20 protein-coding genes are annotated in these 21,901 nt (G+C 40.5%); 6 read left to right on the top strand and 14 right to left on the bottom strand.

The window, feature by feature from the left end:
• Nucleotides 1–42 precede the first annotated feature (42 nt).
• From WC407_RS04540 to nadA, 13 genes are all read right to left on the bottom strand, one after another.
• Complete coding sequence (locus WC407_RS04540) at nucleotides 43–1,434, bottom strand: efflux transporter outer membrane subunit (protein ID WP_373021383.1); 1,392 nt, start codon at nucleotides 1,432–1,434, stop codon at nucleotides 43–45.
• Nucleotides 1,427–4,579 carry an efflux RND transporter permease subunit gene (locus WC407_RS04535; RefSeq protein WP_373021382.1) on the bottom strand — a complete coding sequence of 1,051 codons (3,153 nt, stop codon included), beginning with the start codon at nucleotides 4,577–4,579 and terminating at the stop codon, nucleotides 1,427–1,429. Before WC407_RS04535 ends, WC407_RS04540 begins: the two co-directional genes overlap by 8 nt.
• Before the next feature lie 20 nt (nucleotides 4,580–4,599).
• Nucleotides 4,600–5,715: an efflux RND transporter periplasmic adaptor subunit gene (locus WC407_RS04530; RefSeq protein WP_373021381.1), complete on the bottom strand. Its 1,116-nt coding sequence runs from the start codon at nucleotides 5,713–5,715 to the stop codon at nucleotides 4,600–4,602.
• A 35-nt stretch (nucleotides 5,716–5,750) separates the two neighbouring features.
• Complete coding sequence (locus tag WC407_RS04525) at nucleotides 5,751–6,635, bottom strand: hypothetical protein (protein WP_373021380.1); 885 nt, start codon at nucleotides 6,633–6,635, stop codon at nucleotides 5,751–5,753.
• Between the two features lie 298 nt (nucleotides 6,636–6,933).
• Complete coding sequence (locus WC407_RS04520) at nucleotides 6,934–8,382, bottom strand: OprD family outer membrane porin (protein ID WP_373021379.1); 1,449 nt, start codon at nucleotides 8,380–8,382, stop codon at nucleotides 6,934–6,936.
• Between the two features lie 170 nt (nucleotides 8,383–8,552).
• Nucleotides 8,553–9,611: a flagellar biosynthesis protein FlhB gene (flhB, locus tag WC407_RS04515; RefSeq protein WP_373021378.1), complete on the bottom strand. Its 1,059-nt coding sequence runs from the start codon at nucleotides 9,609–9,611 to the stop codon at nucleotides 8,553–8,555.
• Nucleotides 9,612–9,614: 3 nt separating this feature from the next.
• Nucleotides 9,615–10,430: a carboxylating nicotinate-nucleotide diphosphorylase gene (gene nadC / locus WC407_RS04510; protein ID WP_373021377.1), complete on the bottom strand. Its 816-nt coding sequence runs from the start codon at nucleotides 10,428–10,430 to the stop codon at nucleotides 9,615–9,617.
• Between the two features lie 21 nt (nucleotides 10,431–10,451).
• Nucleotides 10,452–10,862 carry a HEPN domain-containing protein gene (locus WC407_RS04505; RefSeq protein ID WP_373021375.1) on the bottom strand — a complete coding sequence of 137 codons (411 nt, stop codon included), beginning with the start codon at nucleotides 10,860–10,862 and terminating at the stop codon, nucleotides 10,452–10,454.
• Nucleotides 10,843–11,181 carry a nucleotidyltransferase domain-containing protein gene (locus tag WC407_RS04500; RefSeq protein WP_373021374.1) on the bottom strand — a complete coding sequence of 113 codons (339 nt, stop codon included), beginning with the start codon at nucleotides 11,179–11,181 and terminating at the stop codon, nucleotides 10,843–10,845. The genes WC407_RS04505 and WC407_RS04500 overlap by 20 nt, the downstream gene beginning before the upstream one ends.
• A gap of 155 nt (nucleotides 11,182–11,336) precedes the next feature.
• Nucleotides 11,337–11,678 (bottom strand): DUF86 domain-containing protein, encoded by a 342-nt coding sequence (locus tag WC407_RS04495; RefSeq protein ID WP_373021373.1) that lies wholly within the window; start codon nucleotides 11,676–11,678, stop codon nucleotides 11,337–11,339.
• Nucleotides 11,675–11,968, bottom strand: coding sequence for a nucleotidyltransferase family protein (locus WC407_RS04490; RefSeq protein WP_373021372.1), 294 nt, complete (start codon nucleotides 11,966–11,968; stop codon nucleotides 11,675–11,677). The genes WC407_RS04495 and WC407_RS04490 overlap by 4 nt, the downstream gene beginning before the upstream one ends.
• Nucleotides 11,969–11,994: 26 nt before the next feature.
• Nucleotides 11,995–13,386: a hypothetical protein gene (locus WC407_RS04485; protein WP_373021371.1), complete on the bottom strand. Its 1,392-nt coding sequence runs from the start codon at nucleotides 13,384–13,386 to the stop codon at nucleotides 11,995–11,997.
• A gap of 21 nt (nucleotides 13,387–13,407) precedes the next feature.
• Nucleotides 13,408–14,406 carry a quinolinate synthase NadA gene (nadA, locus tag WC407_RS04480; RefSeq protein ID WP_373021589.1) on the bottom strand — a complete coding sequence of 333 codons (999 nt, stop codon included), beginning with the start codon at nucleotides 14,404–14,406 and terminating at the stop codon, nucleotides 13,408–13,410.
• Nucleotides 14,407–14,552: 146 nt separating this feature from the next.
• On the opposite strand from nadA, the gene plsY reads away from it, so the two are divergent.
• The 6 genes from plsY to WC407_RS04450 all read left to right on the top strand — a co-directional run bounded on the left by plsY (nucleotide 14,553) and on the right by WC407_RS04450 (nucleotide 19,515).
• Nucleotides 14,553–15,167, top strand: a complete 615-nt coding sequence (gene plsY, locus WC407_RS04475; protein ID WP_373021370.1) for a glycerol-3-phosphate 1-O-acyltransferase PlsY — start codon at nucleotides 14,553–14,555, stop codon at nucleotides 15,165–15,167.
• On the top strand, nucleotides 15,164–15,490 hold the full coding sequence (locus WC407_RS04470; RefSeq protein ID WP_373021369.1) for a dihydroneopterin aldolase: 327 nt from the start codon (nucleotides 15,164–15,166) through the stop codon (nucleotides 15,488–15,490). Before plsY ends, WC407_RS04470 begins: the two co-directional genes overlap by 4 nt.
• 76 nt (nucleotides 15,491–15,566) lie before the next feature.
• Nucleotides 15,567–16,241 (top strand): homeostatic response regulator transcription factor HsrA, encoded by a 675-nt coding sequence (gene hsrA / locus WC407_RS04465; RefSeq protein ID WP_373021368.1) that lies wholly within the window; start codon nucleotides 15,567–15,569, stop codon nucleotides 16,239–16,241.
• Between the two features lie 162 nt (nucleotides 16,242–16,403).
• On the top strand, nucleotides 16,404–17,705 hold the full coding sequence (locus tag WC407_RS04460; protein ID WP_373021367.1) for a sensor histidine kinase: 1,302 nt from the start codon (nucleotides 16,404–16,406) through the stop codon (nucleotides 17,703–17,705).
• A gap of 91 nt (nucleotides 17,706–17,796) precedes the next feature.
• Entirely contained in the window at nucleotides 17,797–18,051 is a 255-nt protein-coding gene (locus WC407_RS04455) for a YfhL family 4Fe-4S dicluster ferredoxin (RefSeq protein WP_373021366.1), read from the top strand.
• Nucleotides 18,052–19,515 carry a Ppx/GppA phosphatase family protein gene (locus WC407_RS04450; protein ID WP_373021365.1) on the top strand — a complete coding sequence of 488 codons (1,464 nt, stop codon included), beginning with the start codon at nucleotides 18,052–18,054 and terminating at the stop codon, nucleotides 19,513–19,515.
• A 22-nt stretch (nucleotides 19,516–19,537) separates the two neighbouring features.
• Here WC407_RS04450 and bamA read toward each other — a convergent pair whose 3' ends face one another.
• Entirely contained in the window at nucleotides 19,538–21,868 is a 2,331-nt protein-coding gene (gene bamA / locus WC407_RS04445) for an outer membrane protein assembly factor BamA (protein WP_373021364.1), read from the bottom strand.
• Nucleotides 21,869–21,901 lie beyond the last annotated feature (33 nt).

Below are 21,901 nucleotides of genomic sequence, written 5' to 3'. Positions count from 1 at the left end.
CATGTTTAACGTTACAGGAGATTTAAAAAATCTCTCTATACTTTAGAATCCACCACCCAAAGCTTTTATTAAAAGTGTCTGATTAGATAAAAAAGCATACTTCTCATTCACCAGATTTTCACTTGTTGTAAGTGACGTTACAGAGGATTGCAGCAAAAAGCTATACGGCATAATACCACCGACGTAACGCTGATTAATGAGCCGGGTTTCTTCAAAAACTTTCTTTTCTTGCAATTCTAACGATTGTATCTTATCCTGCGTCGTTGAATGGAGAAACAACAAATTATCGACCTCTTCTAATGCAGAGAGAATGGTTTTTTTGTAAGCATACACATTCTGCTGTTTATAGGCAATCGCTTCATTTTCTTTTCCTTTGATATACCCCCCGTCAAATAACGGCATGTACACACTTGCACCAAAGTTATAGAACCTTTGCGGCTGTTTTAAAATAGTACTCAAATCAAGACTTTGTTGCCCTAATGCCCCTGTTAATGAAAAAGAAGGAAAATAATCGGCACGTACAAATCCGATATTGGCATTCGAAGCTATTAATGCTTGTTCTGCCGCAAGAATGTCAGGTCTGCGAGCAAGAAGATCTGAGGGCAATCCTGCAGGAATTGAAATCCGTTTGCTGTACAGCTCAGAGATACTCAAACCGCGTGAGACTTTCTCCCCGGGAACTCCTCCGGTAAGCATTAACAAATGATTTTCTACCGTTTTAATCTGAGCCTTCAAGTCGCTCATTTGATCATTGATTTTAAGTAATTCTCTTTTTGATTGAGACACTTCAATATCAGTGGCTGTCCCTTGATCAAACTTTGCCTTCGAAAGGGCAAGCATCTCACGTTGATATACGGCTAATTGATTAACCTTGTCAAACGTGTCATCAAGGAAACGGAGTTTAAAGTAACTTAAACAAATATCCGTAGTCAGCGTTTGCTGCACTTGAGACTGAACAAATTTACTTTGAAGAATAGTGGCTTTTGCCGCTTCGCTGGCACGTCTCCATTTTCCAAAAAAATCGATCTCAAAACTGCTCAAAGACAAACCGAATACATTATTGGTATAAAGTTTACCTTTTTGGCTGTTACTGAGCATTGAGGCGGTATTTTGCGATCGTGTCGATGCTCCCCCCACCCCAATTTGCGGATAAAAGTTAGAATCTACCGACTCAGCTTCACCGATCATTGCATCCACTTGAGACATAGCAATTTTAATGTCGAAATTGTTTTCTACACCTTTATTGATGAGCCCAGATAATGCTGAATCGTTAAAAGACTCCCACCACTTTTTTGTCTCTTTAGAAACATTCATATCCATTTTTTCGTAGCTGTTCCATTCAACAGGCAACTCTGTTGCAGGACGTTTATAGTCCGGTCCAACGGTACAGCCTGCAATAAACAATACAAGAGGTAAGAAATAATATTTATTCATGATGAGCCGCCTCTTTGCTTGATTCATCGATCAATTCAACTTTTTTTGGCACATATTTCTCCTGTAATGTTGCAACAACAAAATAAAGAAACGGAATGAAATATCTCGCGATAAACGTTGCAGCTAACATACCGCCAAGAACACCCAACCCGATTGAGTGACGGCTCTCTGCACCTGCACCCGAACTTATAACCAAAGGAAGAACCCCAAGTATAAATGCAAGAGAGGTCATAATAATCGGTCTATTCCGCATACGTGCTGCCTCTTTAGTCGCTTCTATAATACTAAAGCCTTCAAGCCGTTTTAATTCGGCAAACTCTACGATCAAGATCGCATTTTTCGCGGCCAATGCAATCAATGTCAGCAGTCCGATTTGGAAATAGACATCATTGACTTTATCCATAAAATACACAATCGCGTATGCTCCGAATATACCGAATGGAACCGCCATAATAACGGCAAACGGTAAGCCCCAAGCTTCATACTGAGCAGCAAGGATAAGAAAAACCATCAGCAAGCCGAACGCTAAAATTGTTGCAGAGCGGTCACCTGCTTGCTGCTGTTGATAAGCAATACCTTCCCATTTATAACCAAAATACGATGGAAATAATTTTTGTGAAAGCTTGTCCATGGCATCCATAACGTCACCCGTACTGTAACCGTCTTGTGGATCAATAACAAGCCGTGTCGCAAGGAGACCATTAAAGTGGTCAATACGTGCCGGTGCGATTCCGTATCGTATTGTTACAAGATCACGCAATGGAATCATAGTGCCGCTTGACGATTTAACAAAAATCTTTCCAATGTCTTCCGGAGTTTTTCGGTTTCCGGCATCCGATTGAACTTTAACCCAATAGGTCAAGCCATTTCGAACAAATTGATTAACGTTTTTGTACCCGATAGTGCTTTGAAGAGTCTCAAACAAATCGGTCAACGAAACGCCGAGTGTTTTTGCACGTACTCTGTCAACATCCAGTAAAATAACCGGACAATTGGTTTGCAATTGAGCGGATGCTTTTTTAACTTGCGGAAGCAATTTTGCCTCTTCGATAAATTTATTGGTTATCGTTGCAAGCTCAACTTCACTGTTCGCATGGTGCGATTGAATCCAAAGCTGTACCCCACCCGTTCTGCTAAGTCCGCGAATAGGCGGTGGTCCATAGACTTTGAATTTAATGCCCGGAATTTTTTCAAGTTTTTCCGTCATTGACTTCATCAAGCCATCGGCTGAGAGAGTTTTACCTTTACGCTCTTCCCAATCTTTTAGTCGTACGGTTGTTGTTACCGAGTTTGGCTCGAGTTGTCCGGTAAGAGCATTACTACCGATCATCGAGACAACATCTTTAACCCCTTCCGTTGATTTTGCCATAGCTTCAATTTTTCTTGAAATAGCATCGGTATTTTCGATTGTCGAACCGTCTTGGGCCGTTGACACAATATAAAAATATCCCTGATCTTCTGTCGGAAGGAATGCTTTTGGTACAGATGACGCAAAAAACACAATGGAACCAAGAATTAAAAAATAAGCAATAAAACTTGTCCCTTTGTTTCCAATCATCCAGATGGTCGATTTAACATAATTTGTTGTTGTTCTTTCAAACCAATCATTAAACGCTTCAAACATTTTAATCGGTTTTTCATCTGCACGAAGAAAAAGTGCCCCTAATGCCGGAGTAATGGTCAACGCAACCAATCCTGAAAAAATAACCGATATCGCAATGGTTACCGCAAACTGTTTATACAACAGACCTGTCATACCACCCATAAACACCGATGGTATGAAAACGACACACAGTACTAAGACGACCGAGATAATCGGCCCGGTCAATTCATGCATCGAGAGGATAGCCGCCTTGAATGGAGAAACGCCCTCCTCTTCCATAACCCGCTTCATATTCTCAACCACAATAATGGCATCGTCGACAACAATACCGATGGCGAGAATTAAACCAAACAGCGTGAGCGTATTGATCGAAAATCCCAACATGTACATGCCGATGAAAGCTCCCAGCAGTGAAACCGGAATAGCAATCGATGCGATCAAACTGGCACGCCAACTTTGAAGAAAAACAAAGATGACCAATACAACCAAGGCAATGGCTTCCGCTAAAGTTTCAAAAACTTCTTGAATTGAAAGTTTTACGAAAATAGTCGTATCATTGGGGATAGAATAGCTTATACCCTGTGGAAATGATTTCGAAAGCTCCGCCATGGTTTTTTGAACAGTTGCAGCCGTTTCAAGCGCATTTGCCCCGGCTTGTGCATAAACGGCAATCATAACCGCCGGTTTACCGTTCACACGTGCGAAAAATTCATAGTTTTCTGCCCCAAGTTCTACACGGGCTACATCTTTAAGCATAACGACGGAACCATCGTTATTAGCACGAAGAATAATATTTTCAAATTCTTCAGGTTTTACCAAAAGTCCGTGAGCACTTAACATATAGGTAAGTTTTTGCCCTTTCTCAGACGGTCCCATACCGACTCGCCCAGGAGAAACCTGAATATTTTGTTCATTAATAGCTTTATTGACATCCGGAACGGTTATTCCCAATGAACCCATTTTATCGGTATCCAACCATACCCGCATAGAATAGTTTCGGGTTCCCATAATAGCAGCCTGTCCTGCTCCTGGGATTCTCTTGATTTCATCAATGACATTGGCTTTCACATAGTTACTGATTTCTACATCGTTCGTCTTCCCATCGGGTGAAAACAGTGCAACTTGCATAAGCATATCTGGTGCTCTGGGCATCGTTGTAACACCCAGTGTTTTAACTACTTCTGGCAGTTTTCTGAGTGAAATATTAACACGGTTTGAAATATCGTTTTGTGCGATATCGATGTTAGTACCTACTTCAAACACACACACGATGGTTGCAGCACCTGATGGGCCGGAAGCATATGAATAGGTGTAAATTAGGTGCTCAGCCCCAGAAATTTGGGCTTCTATCGGAGCGATAACCGTATCGGCAATTGTTTTTGCATCAGCACCGGGATAACTCGCCGTTACAACAACGGTCGGAGGTGTAATACGCGGAAACTGCGCGATGGGCAATGACTTTGCGGCCACAAGCCCAATGATAATAATTAAAATTCCAAGAACGGAGGTTAAGACCGGTCTTTTAATAAAGAAACTAGACATATTTTCCCTTGTTATGCTTTTTAATTTTTGATTACGATTTTGCCGTCGTTACCAATTTTTTCGATGCCACTTTTCACAACAAGATCTCCATCTTTAATCCCCTGGATGATAATTACCTTATCACCGACCCATTTGCCAAGTGTTACCGCCTGCTGAACAGCTGATCCGTTATTAACCGCTTTATAGACAAAATAGCCGTGTTCCCCTTGCATGAGTGACTTTTGTGGAATCAAGAGGACATTTTTCATATTGATATTTCCAAATTCAACATGTACATATTGTCCCGGAGAAAGCTTCCCGTCTTTGTTATCGACAATAATACGTGCAGTACGTGTTCCGGTCGTTTGGTTAATTGTCGGTGCAATATAATCAATTTTTCCAACACTTTCATAATTTTTCCCATCGGTAAAAATTACTTTTACCGGCTGACCGATTAGGTCCTGCGTTCCGGAATTTGATAAAATTGCCTCGTAGTCGGATTGACTCATCTCAAAATTCATACGAATTGGATTGATTTGGGAAAGAGTAGTCAATAAACCGTTTTGTGCCGGAATAATATAACTTCCTTCGTATTGCAAAATTTTATCAGCAACCCCATCAAACGGTGCAGTGATTTTGCAATAACTCAAATTCAGTTTTGCCTGATCCACTTCTGCATTCGCAGCTGATAGATTCGCTTTTAATGTTCGTAATACTGCTACTGCCGTATCATATTCTTGTTTCGTCGCTGCTTTACTTTCGTACAAAGGGGCTATACGGTCAAAATTTTCTTTGGCGTTCGTATATTGTGCTTGAATCGCTTGCTGTTTTGCCTGAGCGTTGTCGAGAGCTAATTTGTAGGGTGCCGAATCAATTTGAATCAGCGTTTGCCCTTTTTTCACAATGGCTCCGTCTTTGTATTCCTGTTTTAAAAGGTATCCATCGATTCTAGCTCGAATCTGCGTATGTCGGATAGCTTCAGCGGTAGCCGCATAACTCGTATCAACAGGAACACTTTCGGGCTTAATTTCAACAACGCTTACCGTTGCGGGTTTTTTGTCTGTTTGTTTAACTTCATTGGAGCCGCACCCTACTAATAGGGCACCCACAAGCAATAGTGATCCGTTAAACTTCAGAATCGTTTTATTTGTTGTCATTTCGAAATCCTTAATTACGTCTTTATGATTTTAATTTAGCTATCAAGCTGAAGAAGAAGGCTGCGAACCAGATATTCCTGATTTACGGATGCATCAATACGAGGAAAGACGTTCTTGGATAAAACATCAACATCAACAAATTTTTTAAGCAGCGTAGTCAATGAATAAATAATGACAGCCCCTTCTTTGGTATCCTTCATGACACTTGCATTAATATGCCACAAATTTTTATTGTGGATAAAATCCGGATGGCGTGTATCGCCGATAACAATATAATTACTCTCTTTAACGAGTTCATACAGTGTTTCCGTTAACACAATATTCGCTTTTGGTTGTGCACTGTTAGCAGCAGCTACCATAGAAAGCGTTTGATCGCTCAGATGGTGCATATCCAAGCGGAGGGTAAATCCAAGAATCGTTGCAAGTGATACCCAACTTCGCAATGTTGCTTCTTCGTTTCCAATGTAAGAAACGACAAAAGATTCATCCGTCCCACCTGTTTCTATCATTGACATGAATTGACTGAGGACAGGGATAGGATTACACTCTTTCGAAGCGGAACACATAACGGAAGCCGTCGAATTTTCGGTGAAAATCTTGATATCTTCTTCGCCAAAATCTGACATTATAATCAGCTGATGATGATTGGATAAGGTATGCGCAAAATCTTGCGGATGGACGGATGCATCAAAAGAGTACTGTGGCAGTAATAGAGGATAACCTCCGGACTTTATGATGGCAGACATAACATCAATATGGACAACAGGACTGAAAGATCTAATTGCAAGAGGGATAGTTTTGCCCTCTAAAAACCGGTTGCTGACATTTCGTCGCGCTTCAGATTTCATGTTGTGTGCCAAAGAAGTTATTTGACGGAGGCTCGTGCCTGTTAACGATTTAATACCAAAGAAATTTTTCAATTTTTCACCTTAGCCCTATTAAATTTGCTTATGAAATCGAGCGAATGCTAGCTTAATTACGGTTAACAAGTCAATCCATTGTTTTATGTTATAGCATATAAATAAACATAATAAAAAAAAATCATTTCCTAGTTTATTATTTTTTATTATAGTTATAGATTGTGCGCTATCTGTGTGTAAAATCCCTGATTTAGCCGTATAGCCCCGACGTTTTTATCAAAATTTTATCAAATTATTTTTCATTACTCTGCTATTTATTGTAACTTCACCGAATCATTAATTCGGCAAAGCTATTTCTTTAAAATTTATAATTTACTTCAAGACGGTATTCATTATTATTTACGGTATTGGTAGTTGCTGTGGCGGGAGCAAAATTTCGTTGATAGTTAGAACGCAACCATACTTGTAAATTTTTCACACTTTCAACATTATACTTAATATCTAAATCTGTCTCTTTTGCGTTCCATGTAGTACCGGGAACGTAATCATTTTCAGTTCCGATCATATATCGTGCATGAGAAACACTTGCTTCAAAATCATAGCCGGTTAAATTTTTGAAGTCATAGCCTGTCAAAAGTTTGTAGGATTTTGTATCGGCAAAATATTGATCCCGTGTTGATTGGGTATATGTAAAAGAGTTCATACCTCCCCATGGTGCAATAACACCCCCATTATTAATCGCATTCAAATTCGAACCTGTACCCGAATAAGCTGCCTTGAAAATAATATCTTTGTAAAGAGATTGAAGTTGAAAGCCATAATACTTGGAATCAATCGTCCCTATTTCTTTACTACCGACACCGTTTTGTTGCATATATTGCGCCGAAGCTGTCATTTTAACCGCAGGGTTTAATAAACATTTCCAAGAATAATCGCCCTGTGCGTACATCGTGTTAAATAAATCTTGAAGATAATAGTCCCAAAGCTGTAGTTTGGTATGAGGGACTCCTTCATAAACGACGGACGCCATCGTTACCCCCTCTTGAGAGACATTACCTCCAAATGCGCCTCCTGACATAGACTGAAAATCGCCATTTTGATAATTTACTTGCGCAGTCATCCCATGATATCCGTTACTTCTTTTGGTAGGATCGTAAATTGCTCCGTATCCGTATGCAAGGGCTTGTGTCCCCAATTTTGCCCCTGGATAGGGATTCGTGCTGCTGGTCGGCATATCAAGATTATACGCGTAGGGACCAAAAGCATTGGACGCTGTCCCGTAGGCAATACGTGTAACCTGTCCAAGGATAATTTTTGTATCGGATATATCCGTATTCGTAAGGACAGCTGCTTCAAAAAGATTCGGTAACATCCGTGAAGCATCATCCGATCCGATCAAGGGAGTATCCAGTCGCTGACGTCCGATTTTAAATACCGTATTGTTTTTTTGATAATTGATATACATTTCACCTAAGTAGGTATATCCTTTATCATTTGAATTAAAAAGCGTTTTGTCATTTTTCTTGGTAATTGGACTTATACTATCTACTTTGTTGGTTGAGTACAATAATGCCCCCGCCGATATACCCGATACCGGCGCCGTTATAAATCCGAGTTTTCCCCCTACTGCCAATCCGTCGCGCCAGTATTCATCTCCGGTATACGCTTTATTGATATAGTATGCTCGAAGTTCTCCGGTTACATTCCCCTCTTTAAACGCACTTGCTAAATCATCTGCCGCCATGGCTGCTTCAGCTAAACTCAAAATAGCTATGACACTTAACCCTAGAGTATATTTTACTTTCATCCATTTTTCCTTTATTTCTTTTATGATATAACGATATTCAAACATCTGAGCTGCAACTAATATTCTTGAAAACAGGCGACACTTTCGTTATGTTTTGTAGGATATAACGAATTATAGGAAAAAATTGTGCAAAAAGCAACTACGTAATTGGATTACGTAGTTATTACGGTCTATTTTGTTTTTTTACCCATTTTATACACATACGCAAGAACTTCAGCAACAGCAGCAAACATCATATCGGGAATCGGGTGATCGATATCCACCTCAGCATACAGGGAACGTGCCAATGGAGGATTTTGAACCACATGAACACCGTTTTCGCGGGCAATCTTTTTGATTTGGATGGCAATATTGTCCACCCCTTTGGCAACCACGACAGGAGCAAAGTGTTTGGTCTCGTCGTACTTTATTGCTACGGCGTAATGGGTAGGATTAGTAATGACCACATCGGCGCTCGGAACAGAAGACATCATCCGTTTGCGGGCTGCCTGCATCTGAATCTGACGAATTTTCGCCTTTATATGTGGATCCCCTTCCATATTTTTAAATTCGTCTTTGATCTCTTGTTTTGACATCTTAAGTTTGTCAAAATATTGTTTACGGGTCAGAAATAAATCGACCATGGCATAGACGGAGATAATAATAAGCATCACCACAGCAAGAACAATGGCTTTATCCCGCAACCATCCCATCTGATCTTCGAGACTAAAAAGGGCTACAGTAGGAAGCTCTTGCATATAATGCCAGAAAAAGAGAAATCCTATCCCCAATGCCGTAAAGGATTTAAGGGTAATTTTAATCGATTCAAGCGCTTTTTGAAAGGTAAAAAGATTACCCAATCCCGCGATCGGATCAAGTTTGGAGAAATTGGGTATCAGAGGCTTCGTTGTAAAATTAAATCCAATCTGCGCCACTGTTCCCGCTACTCCGGCAATCGCTACGATTATTGCAACAGGCAATGCCATAATCAGCGTCTCTTTAAAAGTGACAAACGCAATATTCATCATCGCTTGACGATCTAGCGGTGTACCTAAAAGGGAAAAATAGTACCGGGCAAGATTAAGCATACGATCGGCAATAAAGGTAAATAACATCAAAAGTGCCAATATAGAAACCAAAAGAACAACGACTCCGATAATATCCTGACTTTTGGCAACGTTCCCCTCTTCTCGGGCATCTTCAAGTTTCTTGGAGGTGGGTTCCTCCGTTTTTTCCGTATCGTCAGCCACAGATTAATCCATTTTCATCGACATATCAATCCATGAAGCTTGATGTATTAATGAGCCTGTGCTGATCGCATCTACTCCCGTTTTGGCGTACTCTTCAATGGTTTCTAACGTAATATTACCGCTTGCTTCGAGTAATATGCTGCTGTGGTGTTTCCATTTGTATTCCACTACTTCGCGGAGCTGTAGAGGTGTCATATTGTCACACATCACAATATCCGCTCCCGCTTTCATCGCTTTTTTAGCCATCTCGAAATCTTCCGCTTCAATCTCGATTTTCGAGGTAAACGGAATCTTTTTACGCGCCTCTTCCATAAAACTCTCTAAATTAGCAATCGTTTTGAGGTGGGTATCTTTGAGCATCAGAGCATCGTCCAACCCCATCCGGTGATTCGTCGCCCCGCCGATACGGGTCGCGTATTTTTCAAAATTGCGGAGCAACGGGCGGGTTTTTCGAGTATCAAGGAGTTTCGTACCGTACGGTGCTATGAGATCAACGTATTGACGGGTCAATGTCGCAATGGAGCTGGCATGCAGCAGCATATTAAGCAATGTCCGCTCGATACGAAGGAGAGTATGAGAATCACCGCTGAGTTCGAGAAGAATTTCTCCTTTGGCAAATACGTCACCGTCATGTTTGTGCCAAACGATCATAAACTCTTCCATATCCGCAAGGACCCTCAAATACTCTCCGCCCGCAAATACCCCGTCACTTTTGGCAATAATTTTCGCACTCGCAGGAACGGAAGCAGAAACCCGCGCATACAGATCCCCACGCCCGACATCTTCGGCTAATACTTCACGGATAAATTGTTCGATCATACAGTTACCTTTTCACTTTTTTTACAGAACTTTGATCTCTTCGATAGAGACGTTCAAAACACTACAAACCTCTGCAAATAAGCTATTTGTGAACTCTAACATAGATTTGATTTCTTCCTTTGAGGGTAGTCTTCTATGGGGTGAGGGATACGATTCACGGATATGGTATTCACTTATAATGTCTAAAAAAGAGAGATCACATTCAGGTAGAGTTAATCGATGTTTTATAAGCTTGTATATTTCTATCAAATCGTGAATTTTTACTATTTTACTATTTTCAAATGCTAGTATCGATTTTAATGTTATCTCAGCAGAATAATGAATTTCAATGGCAACAATATCACTGTAATGGTTTAGTTCATACAGTAAATTAGCCGTGCTTAAGTGATGCCAAGCCTTTGTTAACCACTCTTTAGCTGACGTTTCGTTCATACAACACTTTTCCATTTTGCAGGATGTCTACTTTATAAAAATAATCTTCACGGGCATTGATAAAACTCGATGGAGCGGATAGAATATCTATACCGTTGGTATGATGATTCATGATGATGGATCGCAGTTGTTTTCTTGCTTTTAAATTATAATCTCTGCCATCTTCTATGTTCAGATCATCTTTGACCAAAAACAGATCGATGTCACTATCTTCCGTAGGAGTGCCATAGGCATAAGAACCAAACAAGATAATCTTATCAGGATCAAGAGGCTTAAGACATTCAACAATTTCATGCTTGAGTGCTTCAATATCTACCATCTGATCCCTCCTCTTTGTAATTGAGTAAATTATATCCCAAAACGCATAAAGAGATTCAAAACGAACGAGGAAAACCTGTCGTTGCTCGTGACTGTCATTGCGTTTACGTTGATTGCTTAATGAAATATTGTACTACTTCTAATAAACAAAATCGGCTAAAGAATCTCTTGCTTCATTTTTTCAATATCCAATTTTAAAGTCGAGAACTGCTCTTGGATTACTTTCCATACGATCTCTTCGTCTATCTCAAAATACCAATGGATCATCTTGTCTCTCATTTTCGCCATTAACGACCACGGAATATTGAGATACTGCTTTGTTATCTCATCTGGTATCTGTTTTGCCGCTTCACCGATTACTTCGATTTCGCGGACACATGCACTGACTGTTTTATCATCTTCTTTAAATGCCTTGAATTCATACCCCTCGACGAATCGTTCACATTTATCGATACTGCGCAATATATCATCGATATAAAGGACATAATTGCGTTTCATACCGCTATTTTCTCATTCTCTATCTGCTCAAACAATTCGGCTCTGAGTTTTCTACGAGGCACCAAATCAACATTTCGTTCCAATACCGCTTTGATCTTCTCTTCGAGTTCAATAAATCGGAGCAAATCAGGGGTATCTGAGAAATCGACGAGTAAATCCACATCACTCTCTAGTGTTTGTTCACCACGGGCGAATGAACCGAAAAGGGCAAGTGACGTAATATGATACCTTTGCATTATTTCGGGTTTTAAAAGGGTGAGTTTTTGTAAAATCAGCTCTTTTTCGTTCATTAAAACACCCTTTCAAAACTTTTATCTTATTGTAGCATATCGGGGGTTTTATCGCTTAATTCATCAACCAAATCTAAAACACTCTGTTCACAAAAAGGATTTCTTTGTTCAAAAGATAATGCAATTTGCTGCTTATTCTCGTCATCCTGCTTTAGATAATCAAAAATACTTTCGATTTCATTATGAATTAAAATCTCATAATCTATTATGGAAATAATTTTTATATTATTGAGAAAATCGAAACCTTTTCGTCCTTCAAATTGTTTGGTATATGTTTCTAATAATGGAATATGTGTATGAATTACAATCAATCCATACTGATGTCCCTTATCAATCTTTTCAAAACATGATTGAATTTGCTCGACTGCTGTTCTAATTGTATTTTTGAATTTTCTCTCTAAGTCAACACTACTTCCATTGAGAATAATTTGTTCATCTATATGCAATAGCTTAGCTTCCACGATAATAGCTATGTCATCTTTTACAAGATAAAATTCAGCTTTTTTTTGATGATCTTCTTGTATCAACTGATTACATTCATAAAAATGTTCTTTATGTGAGAATTGTGTTAATGCACGTATGTAATCTTCAAATACATCTCCGAATTTTCTTTGAAATGCATCTGAATTTTTTTGTAATTCTTTTAACTTTTCAAAAATTTTGTGACTTAAAGATTCCAATAATACATGAATCGATGGAATAAAGTATAAATAATTTTTATCTAAGCATATAATTGGATATTTTTCAATCAATCGTTTTGATTTAACAGTTGTTTTTGTAATACCTTCATTTTTAGCTGACAACCGATAATCTTTAATAGTAATTGAAAAAATGTTCAAAAAAGTTTGCAATCTATTCTCAGTTATAGTCGAATCATACCCCTGAAGTAATCTGAGCATATTTTTAAAATCAAAAGGTTCATAAATCTCATGTTTTGCATTATTCAGAGTATAAAAGTAAACAGCTTGTTTTGGTAATAATCCAAATTTCTCTTGAAAAACACTCTCAATACCACCATAAAGCTTGATTAGTCTTCCTAAATCATTCACTGGAGGTGCATAACGCTTCATTTGTTCATAACCATATTTTGAAAGTGCCAAATTTAAAGAATAATTTAAATCTTTAGTAAAATTACTTTCATTATCACTACTATTGAGATATAGTGAGATATATTTTCTATAATCGTCTGGAGTCGGCAATTGCTTAAAATTAACTTTTGTACGCTCATACTCCGCAAGTCGCAAAGCCAAATCTGCTAAAATTACATACCAATTAAAGTTTTGAAGATTATACAATTCAATACTATTCGGTTCGATTTTTTTTAATTCTTCTTCTGTTTGATTTTCTAAAACTTTGATAAATACTAACCACTCAAATGTCGTAAACTTTCTGATATGGTTAATTACTGCTTTATTCACTAATTGTGACTCTTGAAACGATCATAACGCCATCATTCTCTCTAACGCGATTTTCGCCCAATACGCCGTATCTTCATCGACAAAAATCTCATTGATCGGTTCACCGTCCTCAATCGCTTTGAGAGTATTGTACAAATCTTCCAATGTCGTCTCGTTCATCGTCGGACATTCGGGCTTGGTGGAGGAGAGGATATAGGTGTTAGACGGACGGAGGCGATTAACCATGTTAAACTCCGTCCCTACCGCTACTTTTTGATCCGCCGGAAGTTCCGTAATGTACTTGATGAGCTGCGATGTCGATCCGACGAAATCGGCCTTTTCGCACACAGTGGGATCGCACTCGGGATGGACAGCGATCAAAATCCCCGGATATTTGGCACGGTAAAACTCGATATCCTCAACACTGAAAAGCTGATGGACCGAGCAAAAGCCGTCGTAACAGATGATATCGGCCTCTTTGGGATCACTGCCATCACCGAGTACACACGACTTCAATCCCATCATATTGGCGATATTTTGTCCCAAACAGCGATCAGGGACGAAAAGGATCTTTTTCCCCTCGGCGAGTGCTTTGGTGATAATCGTTTTCGCATTGGAGCTGGTGCAGACCATCCCCCCCATTTTTCCGACACGCGCTTTGACGGCGGCATCAGAATTGATATAGGTGATCGGGAGAATATCTTCGCTTTTGATTCCTGCTGCGTCAAGCTTTGCAATCGATTCGTCATAATAAAGCCCGTCAATCATCTTTGCCATCGCACAGCAGGCGATCTTCGGCATTACAACCCGCTTATGCGGACTGAGAATTTTGACGCTCTGCCCCATAAATCCGACACCGCAAAACACGACAAATGCTTTATCGTCCGCCATGGTGCGCTTAGCCAGTTCGAGCGAGTCGCCCGTGATATCTCCCATCTCAAACACTTCATCGCGCTGATAAAAGTGCGCCACAACCGTAACGCTGAGACGGCTTTTAAGATCAATAATTTTTTGTTTTAATTCTTCGGTATTCAAACCCATAATCCTTGTCATGCTGATAAGAGTTATTATAGCCAACTCATACTACCCTCTTCTTGAAGCGTGAATTTCCTTCAGCACTTTTTTAGGCAGTTGTAACCATCCGTGATTTATAATACGGCAATAAAATACTTACTCAAGGCTTTTCGATGGATTTTTTATTTAATCAAAACGTACACTTTTATCTCGCGGCCTATCTTCTAGGAGGTATCCCTTTTGGTCTGCTCCTCGCTAAATTCTTTGCCGGAGTTAACGTCAAAGAATCGGGTTCCGGAAGTATCGGTGCAACCAATGTACTGCGCGTGGTCAAGGAGACCAACCCTGCACTCGCTAAAAAACTTGGAGCCGCAACCCTCGCTCTCGACGCTCTTAAAGGGATTGCTGTTGTCTTAGCCGCCAAACAGTTCGGTATGGACGAGAGTGTTCAATGGATGGTAGCCGTACTCGCTGTTATCGGTCACTGCTTCAGCCCGTATATGTGGTTTGAAGGGGGAAAAGGGGTGGCAACAGGAATGGGTGTTATGGCGGTAATGCTTCCGATACCAACGGCTATTGCTTTGGTGGTATGGGCTGTTTCTGCTAAGACAATCCGTATCTCATCCCTCTCTTCTATGCTCGGGCTCCTCGCGTTGGTTGTCGCATCTTTTCTTCTCAATCCTGCGATGTTTCATGCTCCGGTAGTGTTTATCGCATTTATTTTATTTTATAAACACATCCCTAACTTCATCCGATTATTTCAAGGGGAAGAGAAACGGGTCGCATGAAAATCATTATCGAGGATTTGCATTTTGAAACGATCCTCGGGATACTTCCTCAAGAGCGGCTTACCCCGCAAACGGTCCGTATTCATTGTCTTATCGATTACCTTTACAGTGAAAAACACTTTATTAATTATGCCGATGTCGCCAACCATATTCAAACACTCCTACGCACCGAGCAGTTTTATCTGATAGAAGAGGCTCTTGAATTTCTAGCAGCTTCATTGAAACAAAACTTCCCCCTAATTGATACGCTAGGCCTCACTATAAGCAAACCGAATATCCTCCCAAATTGCACCGTCGGTGTTCAAAAAAATTTCATTTTTTAAAAAAAATTGAAAAAAAGTTTAAAATTTTCTAAAACTATGCTACAATTTCGCCAAAATTTCGCTCCGAGGAACGTAAATGCGCATTTTAATCATTGAAGATGAAGTAACATTAAACAAAACCCTAGCAGAAGGGCTAAAAGAGTTCGGTTATCAAAGCGACGTCGTAGAGACATTAAAAGACGGTGAGTATTATCTCGACATCCGTAACTACGATCTCATTTTGATGGATTGGATGCTCCCTGACGGGAACAGCGTCGATATCATCCCTGATATCAAAACCAACACTCCTAAAACAGTCGTTGTCGTCCTATCAGCACGTGATGACAATGCTAGCGAAATCGAAGCACTTCGTGCGGGTGCAGATGACTATATCCGTAAACCGTTTGACTTTGATGTTCTTGTAGCTCGTATCGAAGCGCGTTTACGTTTCGGCGGCAGCAATATCATCGAAATCGATGATTTGACGATCAACCCTGAAGAAGAAAAAATCATTTACAAAGAAAAAGAGATTGAGCTCAAAGGTAAACCGTTTGAAGTATTGACCCACCTTGCGCGTCATCGTGATCAAATCGTTTCCAAAGAGCAGCTTCTTGATGCAATCTGGGAAGAGCCTGAACTGGTAACACCAAACGTTATCGAAGTTGCTATCAACCAAATTCGCCAAAAAATGGACAAACCTCTCGGTATCACTACCATTGAAACCGTACGTCGCCGTGGATACCGTTTTTGCTTTCCAAAAGAAGTTAACTAAAAATCAACCCCTCTGCATCCAGGTCAAACTCCTATAATAGGGAGTTTTGCCCAATCTTCTATAGATGTTAATCTTATATACTAGACTCTTACTTAGGTACTTTTTTTCATTAAACACGCTATAGTTCTTTAATGATTCACCCTTTTTACATAAGGACACCCTTTGTTTTCAAAAAGAAGTATACGACGACGTTTTCTGTTCCAGCTCATTGTCGCTTCAGCGGCATTGGTCATCCTTTTTTCCTCTTTTCTATACCTTTTTATAAAACAATCCATATATGACGAAAAACAAGCTGAGCTGATTAGTTTTGCCGAAAATATTTCTGCTTACAAATCGCTCCTATCGGCAAAGCAAAATAATGCAGACTCATTAATGGGTCTTAGCATCGAGCTTGTCACCCTTTCACCCAACGAAGACCATCTCAATTTTTTTGAGACCAATCATCCCGATAAAACAACAACGCTTACTCTCATCTATCCTTTTGATTTTGAAAAATTATCCTATCTGAAAATCAGTCGTGACATCACCCCTACAAAGCGGCTTTTACATAAAATTTTAAACTCTATCTTTCTCATCAATGCGGTAGGGTTTGTCGTCATTATTCTTTATGCAATCGCTTTTTCAAAAATGCTGATTGCACCTATCAGCAGCCTCACCAGAAGGCTATCGAATATGAATGAACACCTTATACGTCCCATTAAGGTAGATCAACTCCCTGATGAGTTTGAACCCCTTGGTGAAACGCTCAATCGGCTCATCGGACGAATTCAGAATTTTGTAAAATATCAAAAAGAACTCTTTATCGGTGCGGCCCATGAGCTTAAAACTCCTCTTGCCGTCATCAAACTTAAAAATCAGGTAACCTTGATCAAACAACGGAGTCCTGAAGAGTACATCGAAGCGATCCGCATCACGAATCAAAGCGTCGATGAGATGAATAAAATCGTTGCCGACATCCTCCATATTGGTCGTCAAGAGGGGGCACAATTAGAGATGCCTAGCGAAGCCGATATCATTAAAATTCTCAAAAAATGGGAAGGGGATTTTGCCCTTCTCGCCCATAGTGAAAATAAAGTTCTCAAAACCAATTTCGAGCCCGACTCGTTTATGGCGGTATTGCAAGTGACATTACTCAATCAGATTCTTCAGAATTTCTTACAAAACGCGATGAAATTTACCCCCGAAGGGAAAACTATCCTCTTCCAAAGCCATTTGGACCATACCGGAATTGTCATCGAAGTAATTGATGAAGGATGTGGAATTGATGAAAGTATAGACCTTTTTGCCCCGTTTAAGCGTCAAGGGAACAAATCAGGGGTCGGGCTGGGACTGTTTTTGGCAAAAAGTGCCGCAGAAGCAATTGGAGCAGAGATTACTCTCACCAATCGAAATGACGGAATAGACGGTACCATCGCACGTCTTGTCTTGGCTTCCAAGCTGTGTTGTGTCCTTCCGATGCGCTAAATAAATCCTAACTTTATACGATAAATATATTTTAAAGCTTCGTTTCGCTATAAATCGCGCACAAACGAATATAAAAACCGAGGTTGAACCTATGCCGCTACTAATAGTCGATGAATGTATTGCTTGCGACGCGTGTCGTGAAGAGTGTCCGATGGATGCTATCGAAGAGGGTGATCCAATTTATATCATCGATCCGGATCGCTGTACCGAGTGTGTCGGAACCTATGATGAGCCTGCATGTATTGCGGTTTGTCCGGTTGACTGTATTATTCCCGATAAAGATAATGTTGAGACGATGCAAGAGCTTCTCTACAAGCATAAACAGCTGATAGAAGAAGAACAATAAATGGCACAATGTACCGCCATTATCGACATTGGAAGCAATTCCATGAGGATGGCGGTATTTCAAAAAACCAGCCGTTTTGCTTTTCATATTATTCATGAAGCCAAAAGTTCCGTCCGTTTAGGAGAAAATGCCTATAAAAACGGCGGTTACCTCCAAAATGAGCCAATGGAACGAACCGCTCTCGCATTGGGAGAATTTTTAAGCATCGCACATTCATTCGATGCTCGAAAAATTCTTTGTGTTGCAACTTCTGCCCTTCGCGATGCTCCGAATTCAAGTGAATTTATCACTCGTATACGTAGAGAACACGCGCTCTCTATCAAAGTTATCGATGGGGCAAAAGAAGCTTATCTAGGCGGAATGGCCTGTACCAATTTACTCGCTCCGATGGAAGCTATTTCGGTAGATGTAGGAGGGGGATCAAGTGAATTTGCTCTGCTAAACAACGGCACGGTCGAATCGATGTTTTCCCTCAATATCGGTACAGTCCGAATCAAAGAGCTCTTTTTGGATCATAACGATACCGAGGGTGCGATCCGTTATATTGATACAGCCCTGCAAGCACTTCCGCCCATTAAAACACAAACGCTTATCGGTATCGGAGGGACGTTTCGAGCTTTAACCCGCGCTTTAATGAAAAAAGAGCAATACCCTCTAAAAAAGCTTCATGGATACAGTATCAATGACATCCGCTTCGGTGAATTCGCCACTCAAATTCTCAGCGCCTCACCCAAAAAGCTCAAAAGCCTTTTTATCAAACCCGATCGTTTCGATACCATTAAACCCGGAACATTAATTCTACTGCGGATACTCAATCATCTCGAGGCCAAAGAGCTTATCTGCAGCGGTGTTGGAGTACGCGAAGGAGTTTTCCTATCCGACCTGCTTCGCAACGCTCACGACAGGTTTCCCGCTAACTACAATCCAAGTGTCCGATTTTTACTCGATTCGTACGCTACACACAGTGATCACGGAAATCAATGTGCCGCATTATCCAAACGGCTTTTTGACCTTTTACATCTTTCATTAGAGATTCCGCCCCATTATCGCCATGAACTTGTTATCGCGGCAAAACTTCTTCCCATTGGTATTGGAGTACGATACTATGCCTATCAGCGGCACAGCCATTATTTAGCCCTAAGTGCTCTTGATTACGCGCTTACCCATCGGCAAATCGCCTTGATTGCCCACCTGCTCCTCTTTAAAAAAGGTCATACGGCATCCGATCTTATATCAAAAAACTCTTTTGCAACTCTTTTGCCTGAAATGCAGACGCTCGATGCCCTTTATACAATTCTTTGGCTTGCCCACTTTTTACTGGCACAGCGTCAAAATGCACAAATGATAAATTTAGAGTTCAACGAGGGAGTTTTGGAGATAAAGGGTCAACATCTTTACCTTGCGCGTGAAAAATTGAAAGATTTACCGCTTCCTAAAAAACTGGTATTAACCTTCCGGATCTAAGCCGGAAGGATTTGAACCGATACTAGAAGCGCTGTCCAATTGTAAATTCGAAATGGGCAATGTTATCCTCTGGCTTTGCTCCGATAGGATTTGCAAACACAAGCTGTAATGGCCCAACAGGTGAGAACCACTCCAATCCAACCCCGTAACCTCCGCGTGCCATTTCGGTTAAGCTGCTATCCCCGATCCACCCGTAATCGATAAATGCCGTCGCACGCATCTTTGCTTCCGGAACTAGTGGCACGCTCAATTCAACACTATTGGAAAACGTTTCAGATCCGCCGATACGCTCTATATATCCTGCATAATTATACGAAGGGCTCCCATCCGCATTTCTCATGTAAGGAGAGATAGAATAATTTTGGAAGCCACGAACCGAACCGATTCCACCCATATAAAATTTTTCCGCAATAGGGACAAATCCGGTGTCTTTTATATAATTAAAACGAGCCTTGTACCGTAAAATCATATCAAAATCAATCCATTTCTGAAGTCCCTGATAAATTCCGAAATTAGTACGGCTTTTAAGAAAATCGGCACTCCCTCCAAGTCCCGATTTTTCGAAACTCTGTGAGAAAGCTACCCCTTCACGCGGGATGTAATAGTCATCCGTGTTATCGAACGTCGCGGATAAAATCACCGAACTTTTGTCATAATTCTGATAATATCTTTGATCTAACAGCGGCGTACTTAATACTGTCGTACCATACAGAGCCGCAGTTGTATTAGCGTCAAGAAAATCACTGTATTTATTTTTAGAGTAGTTATACCCTACATAGCCATTGATATAACGACTGAAACGGTGCCCGGTACCGAGACTTATTCCTGCTGATTCAACCGTATAGGTGGTGTACATAATTCTGCTGTCAAAGATAGAAAAATTACCACTGAAATCGCTGTCATTGAGCCGCGGATTGGTAATATTGAAGGAGTAATTACTGGTACGTACCGATCGTTCAAGGTGAACTCCAACATTGATCCCTGAACCGAAAATATCCCGATCGCTTACGGCTACACTGAGCATAATTCCGCCGAAGCTTCCGTATCCCCCTCCGAGCTGAATATTACCGGTTGCAGTCTCTTTGGTCTGAACGATCAAATCCATCGTCTCATCATCGATACGCTTCTCTTCGATCGTATTGCTCTCAAAATATCCGGTACGCCCGATCGCATTACGAGAGTCTTTCAGATTCGTCATACTGTACAAATCACCCGGTGCCAAAAAGAGTTCACGACGGACAACGCGATCCAGAGTACGGTTATTACCCGCAATTACCACATTACGGATATGAACCTTTTTGCCCGGTGTGATGCGATAAATGACATCAACGCTTTTACCCTCTTTGTCTTTTTTTAAATCGGGTTGCACTTGTACAAACGCATATCCCAAATCGGCAATTTTGGTTTTGATCCGATCTGCATCATCACGAAAGGTTTTAATGTTGAAAGGTTTGTTTTTTTCCAGTTTAATGATATCCAAAAGGGATTGATCGTTAATGACGGAAGTGTCTTGGAAGATTAAAATATCACTGACACGGTAGACATCCCCTTCAAAGATATGATAGTCCATTTGAGCCGTATAATGGTCAAAATCAACTTGGACAAACGGTTCATCCACTTTAGAATCCAAATATCCGTTTTGCATATAAAAATCACGAATACGCAAAGGATCATACTGAAGTTCGGAGAGTTTCATTTTCCCGTTGTTACGTCCCCACATCCATCCCATAAACTGCTGCTCTTTGTTAGCAATAGTACTGTCAAAATCTTTGCTATTGAGCGCTTCTACACCCGCATAACGCACTTTTTTGATGATGATTTCTTCACCTTCATTGACAATAAAGGTCACTTGCATACTGCCGTTATCCAGTTTCTTGCTTTCAATCTCAACAACGGAATCAATTTTCCCGTCTTGATTGAGAACATCAATCAACCGTTTCTTAGCAGCTTCGATCCTTTTTTCATCGTATAAAGACCCTTTTTCAATCTGAAGAAGAGTTTTCTGAGCTTCGGCATCATTCTCTTTGTACCCTTTAAGCTCTATTTTGGATATGGTCGGTTTTTCTTTAAAGTGAAAGGTAACTTTACCGTTCTCTTCGTCAACCCAAACATCTTCAAAATAGCCTTGCTCAAAAAAAGCTTTAACACTCTTATCCACTTCGAGTGGATCAAGCGGTTCACCCACTTTAAGGGTGTTAAGGCGTTTTGCAACTGCCTCGGAAATATGGACCATGCCATCATATTGGATCGATTGAACGTTTTGTGTCGATGCGTGAAGGAGGGCACTCGCCACTACCAAAGAGAGGGTGATTTTTTTCAAGCCAAAGTCCGTTGCGTTAAAATAGTCTCCCATTCTATCACCGATAGGATTAATCTTCCGTAAATT

It is taken from the genome of Sulfuricurvum sp. (assembly GCF_041651515.1).
GTDB lineage: Bacteria > Campylobacterota > Campylobacteria > Campylobacterales > Sulfurimonadaceae > Sulfuricurvum.
Note: the sequence above shows the minus strand (reverse complement) of the source record. Positions and strands in the feature narration are given on the sequence as shown.

What these genes read in the sequence shown, in the direction of transcription:
- hsrA (WP_373021368.1), top strand. Translation starts at nt 15,567, where the DNA reads ATGCGCATTTTAATCATTGAAGATGAAGTAACATTAAACAAAACCCTA.
- WC407_RS04505 (WP_373021375.1), bottom strand. Translation starts at nt 10,862, where the DNA reads ATGAACGAAACGTCAGCTAAAGAGTGGTTAACAAAGGCTTGGCATCAC.
- WC407_RS04470 (WP_373021369.1), top strand. Translation starts at nt 15,164, where the DNA reads ATGAAAATCATTATCGAGGATTTGCATTTTGAAACGATCCTCGGGATA.
- WC407_RS04450 (WP_373021365.1), top strand. Translation starts at nt 18,052, where the DNA reads ATGGCACAATGTACCGCCATTATCGACATTGGAAGCAATTCCATGAGG.
- WC407_RS04535 (WP_373021382.1), bottom strand. Translation starts at nt 4,579, where the DNA reads ATGTCTAGTTTCTTTATTAAAAGACCGGTCTTAACCTCCGTTCTTGGA.
- WC407_RS04520 (WP_373021379.1), bottom strand. Translation starts at nt 8,382, where the DNA reads ATGAAAGTAAAATATACTCTAGGGTTAAGTGTCATAGCTATTTTGAGT.
- nadC (WP_373021377.1), bottom strand. Translation starts at nt 10,430, where the DNA reads ATGATCGAACAATTTATCCGTGAAGTATTAGCCGAAGATGTCGGGCGT.
- plsY (WP_373021370.1), top strand. Translation starts at nt 14,553, where the DNA reads ATGGATTTTTTATTTAATCAAAACGTACACTTTTATCTCGCGGCCTAT.
- bamA (WP_373021364.1), bottom strand. Translation starts at nt 21,868, where the DNA reads ATGGGAGACTATTTTAACGCAACGGACTTTGGCTTGAAAAAAATCACC.
- WC407_RS04540 (WP_373021383.1), bottom strand. Translation starts at nt 1,434, where the DNA reads ATGAATAAATATTATTTCTTACCTCTTGTATTGTTTATTGCAGGCTGT.
- WC407_RS04500 (WP_373021374.1), bottom strand. Translation starts at nt 11,181, where the DNA reads ATGGTAGATATTGAAGCACTCAAGCATGAAATTGTTGAATGTCTTAAG.
- WC407_RS04495 (WP_373021373.1), bottom strand. Translation starts at nt 11,678, where the DNA reads ATGAAACGCAATTATGTCCTTTATATCGATGATATATTGCGCAGTATC.
- WC407_RS04455 (WP_373021366.1), top strand. Translation starts at nt 17,797, where the DNA reads ATGCCGCTACTAATAGTCGATGAATGTATTGCTTGCGACGCGTGTCGT.
- WC407_RS04490 (WP_373021372.1), bottom strand. Translation starts at nt 11,968, where the DNA reads ATGAACGAAAAAGAGCTGATTTTACAAAAACTCACCCTTTTAAAACCC.
- WC407_RS04530 (WP_373021381.1), bottom strand. Translation starts at nt 5,715, where the DNA reads ATGACAACAAATAAAACGATTCTGAAGTTTAACGGATCACTATTGCTT.
- nadA (WP_373021589.1), bottom strand. Translation starts at nt 14,406, where the DNA reads ATGGGTTTGAATACCGAAGAATTAAAACAAAAAATTATTGATCTTAAA.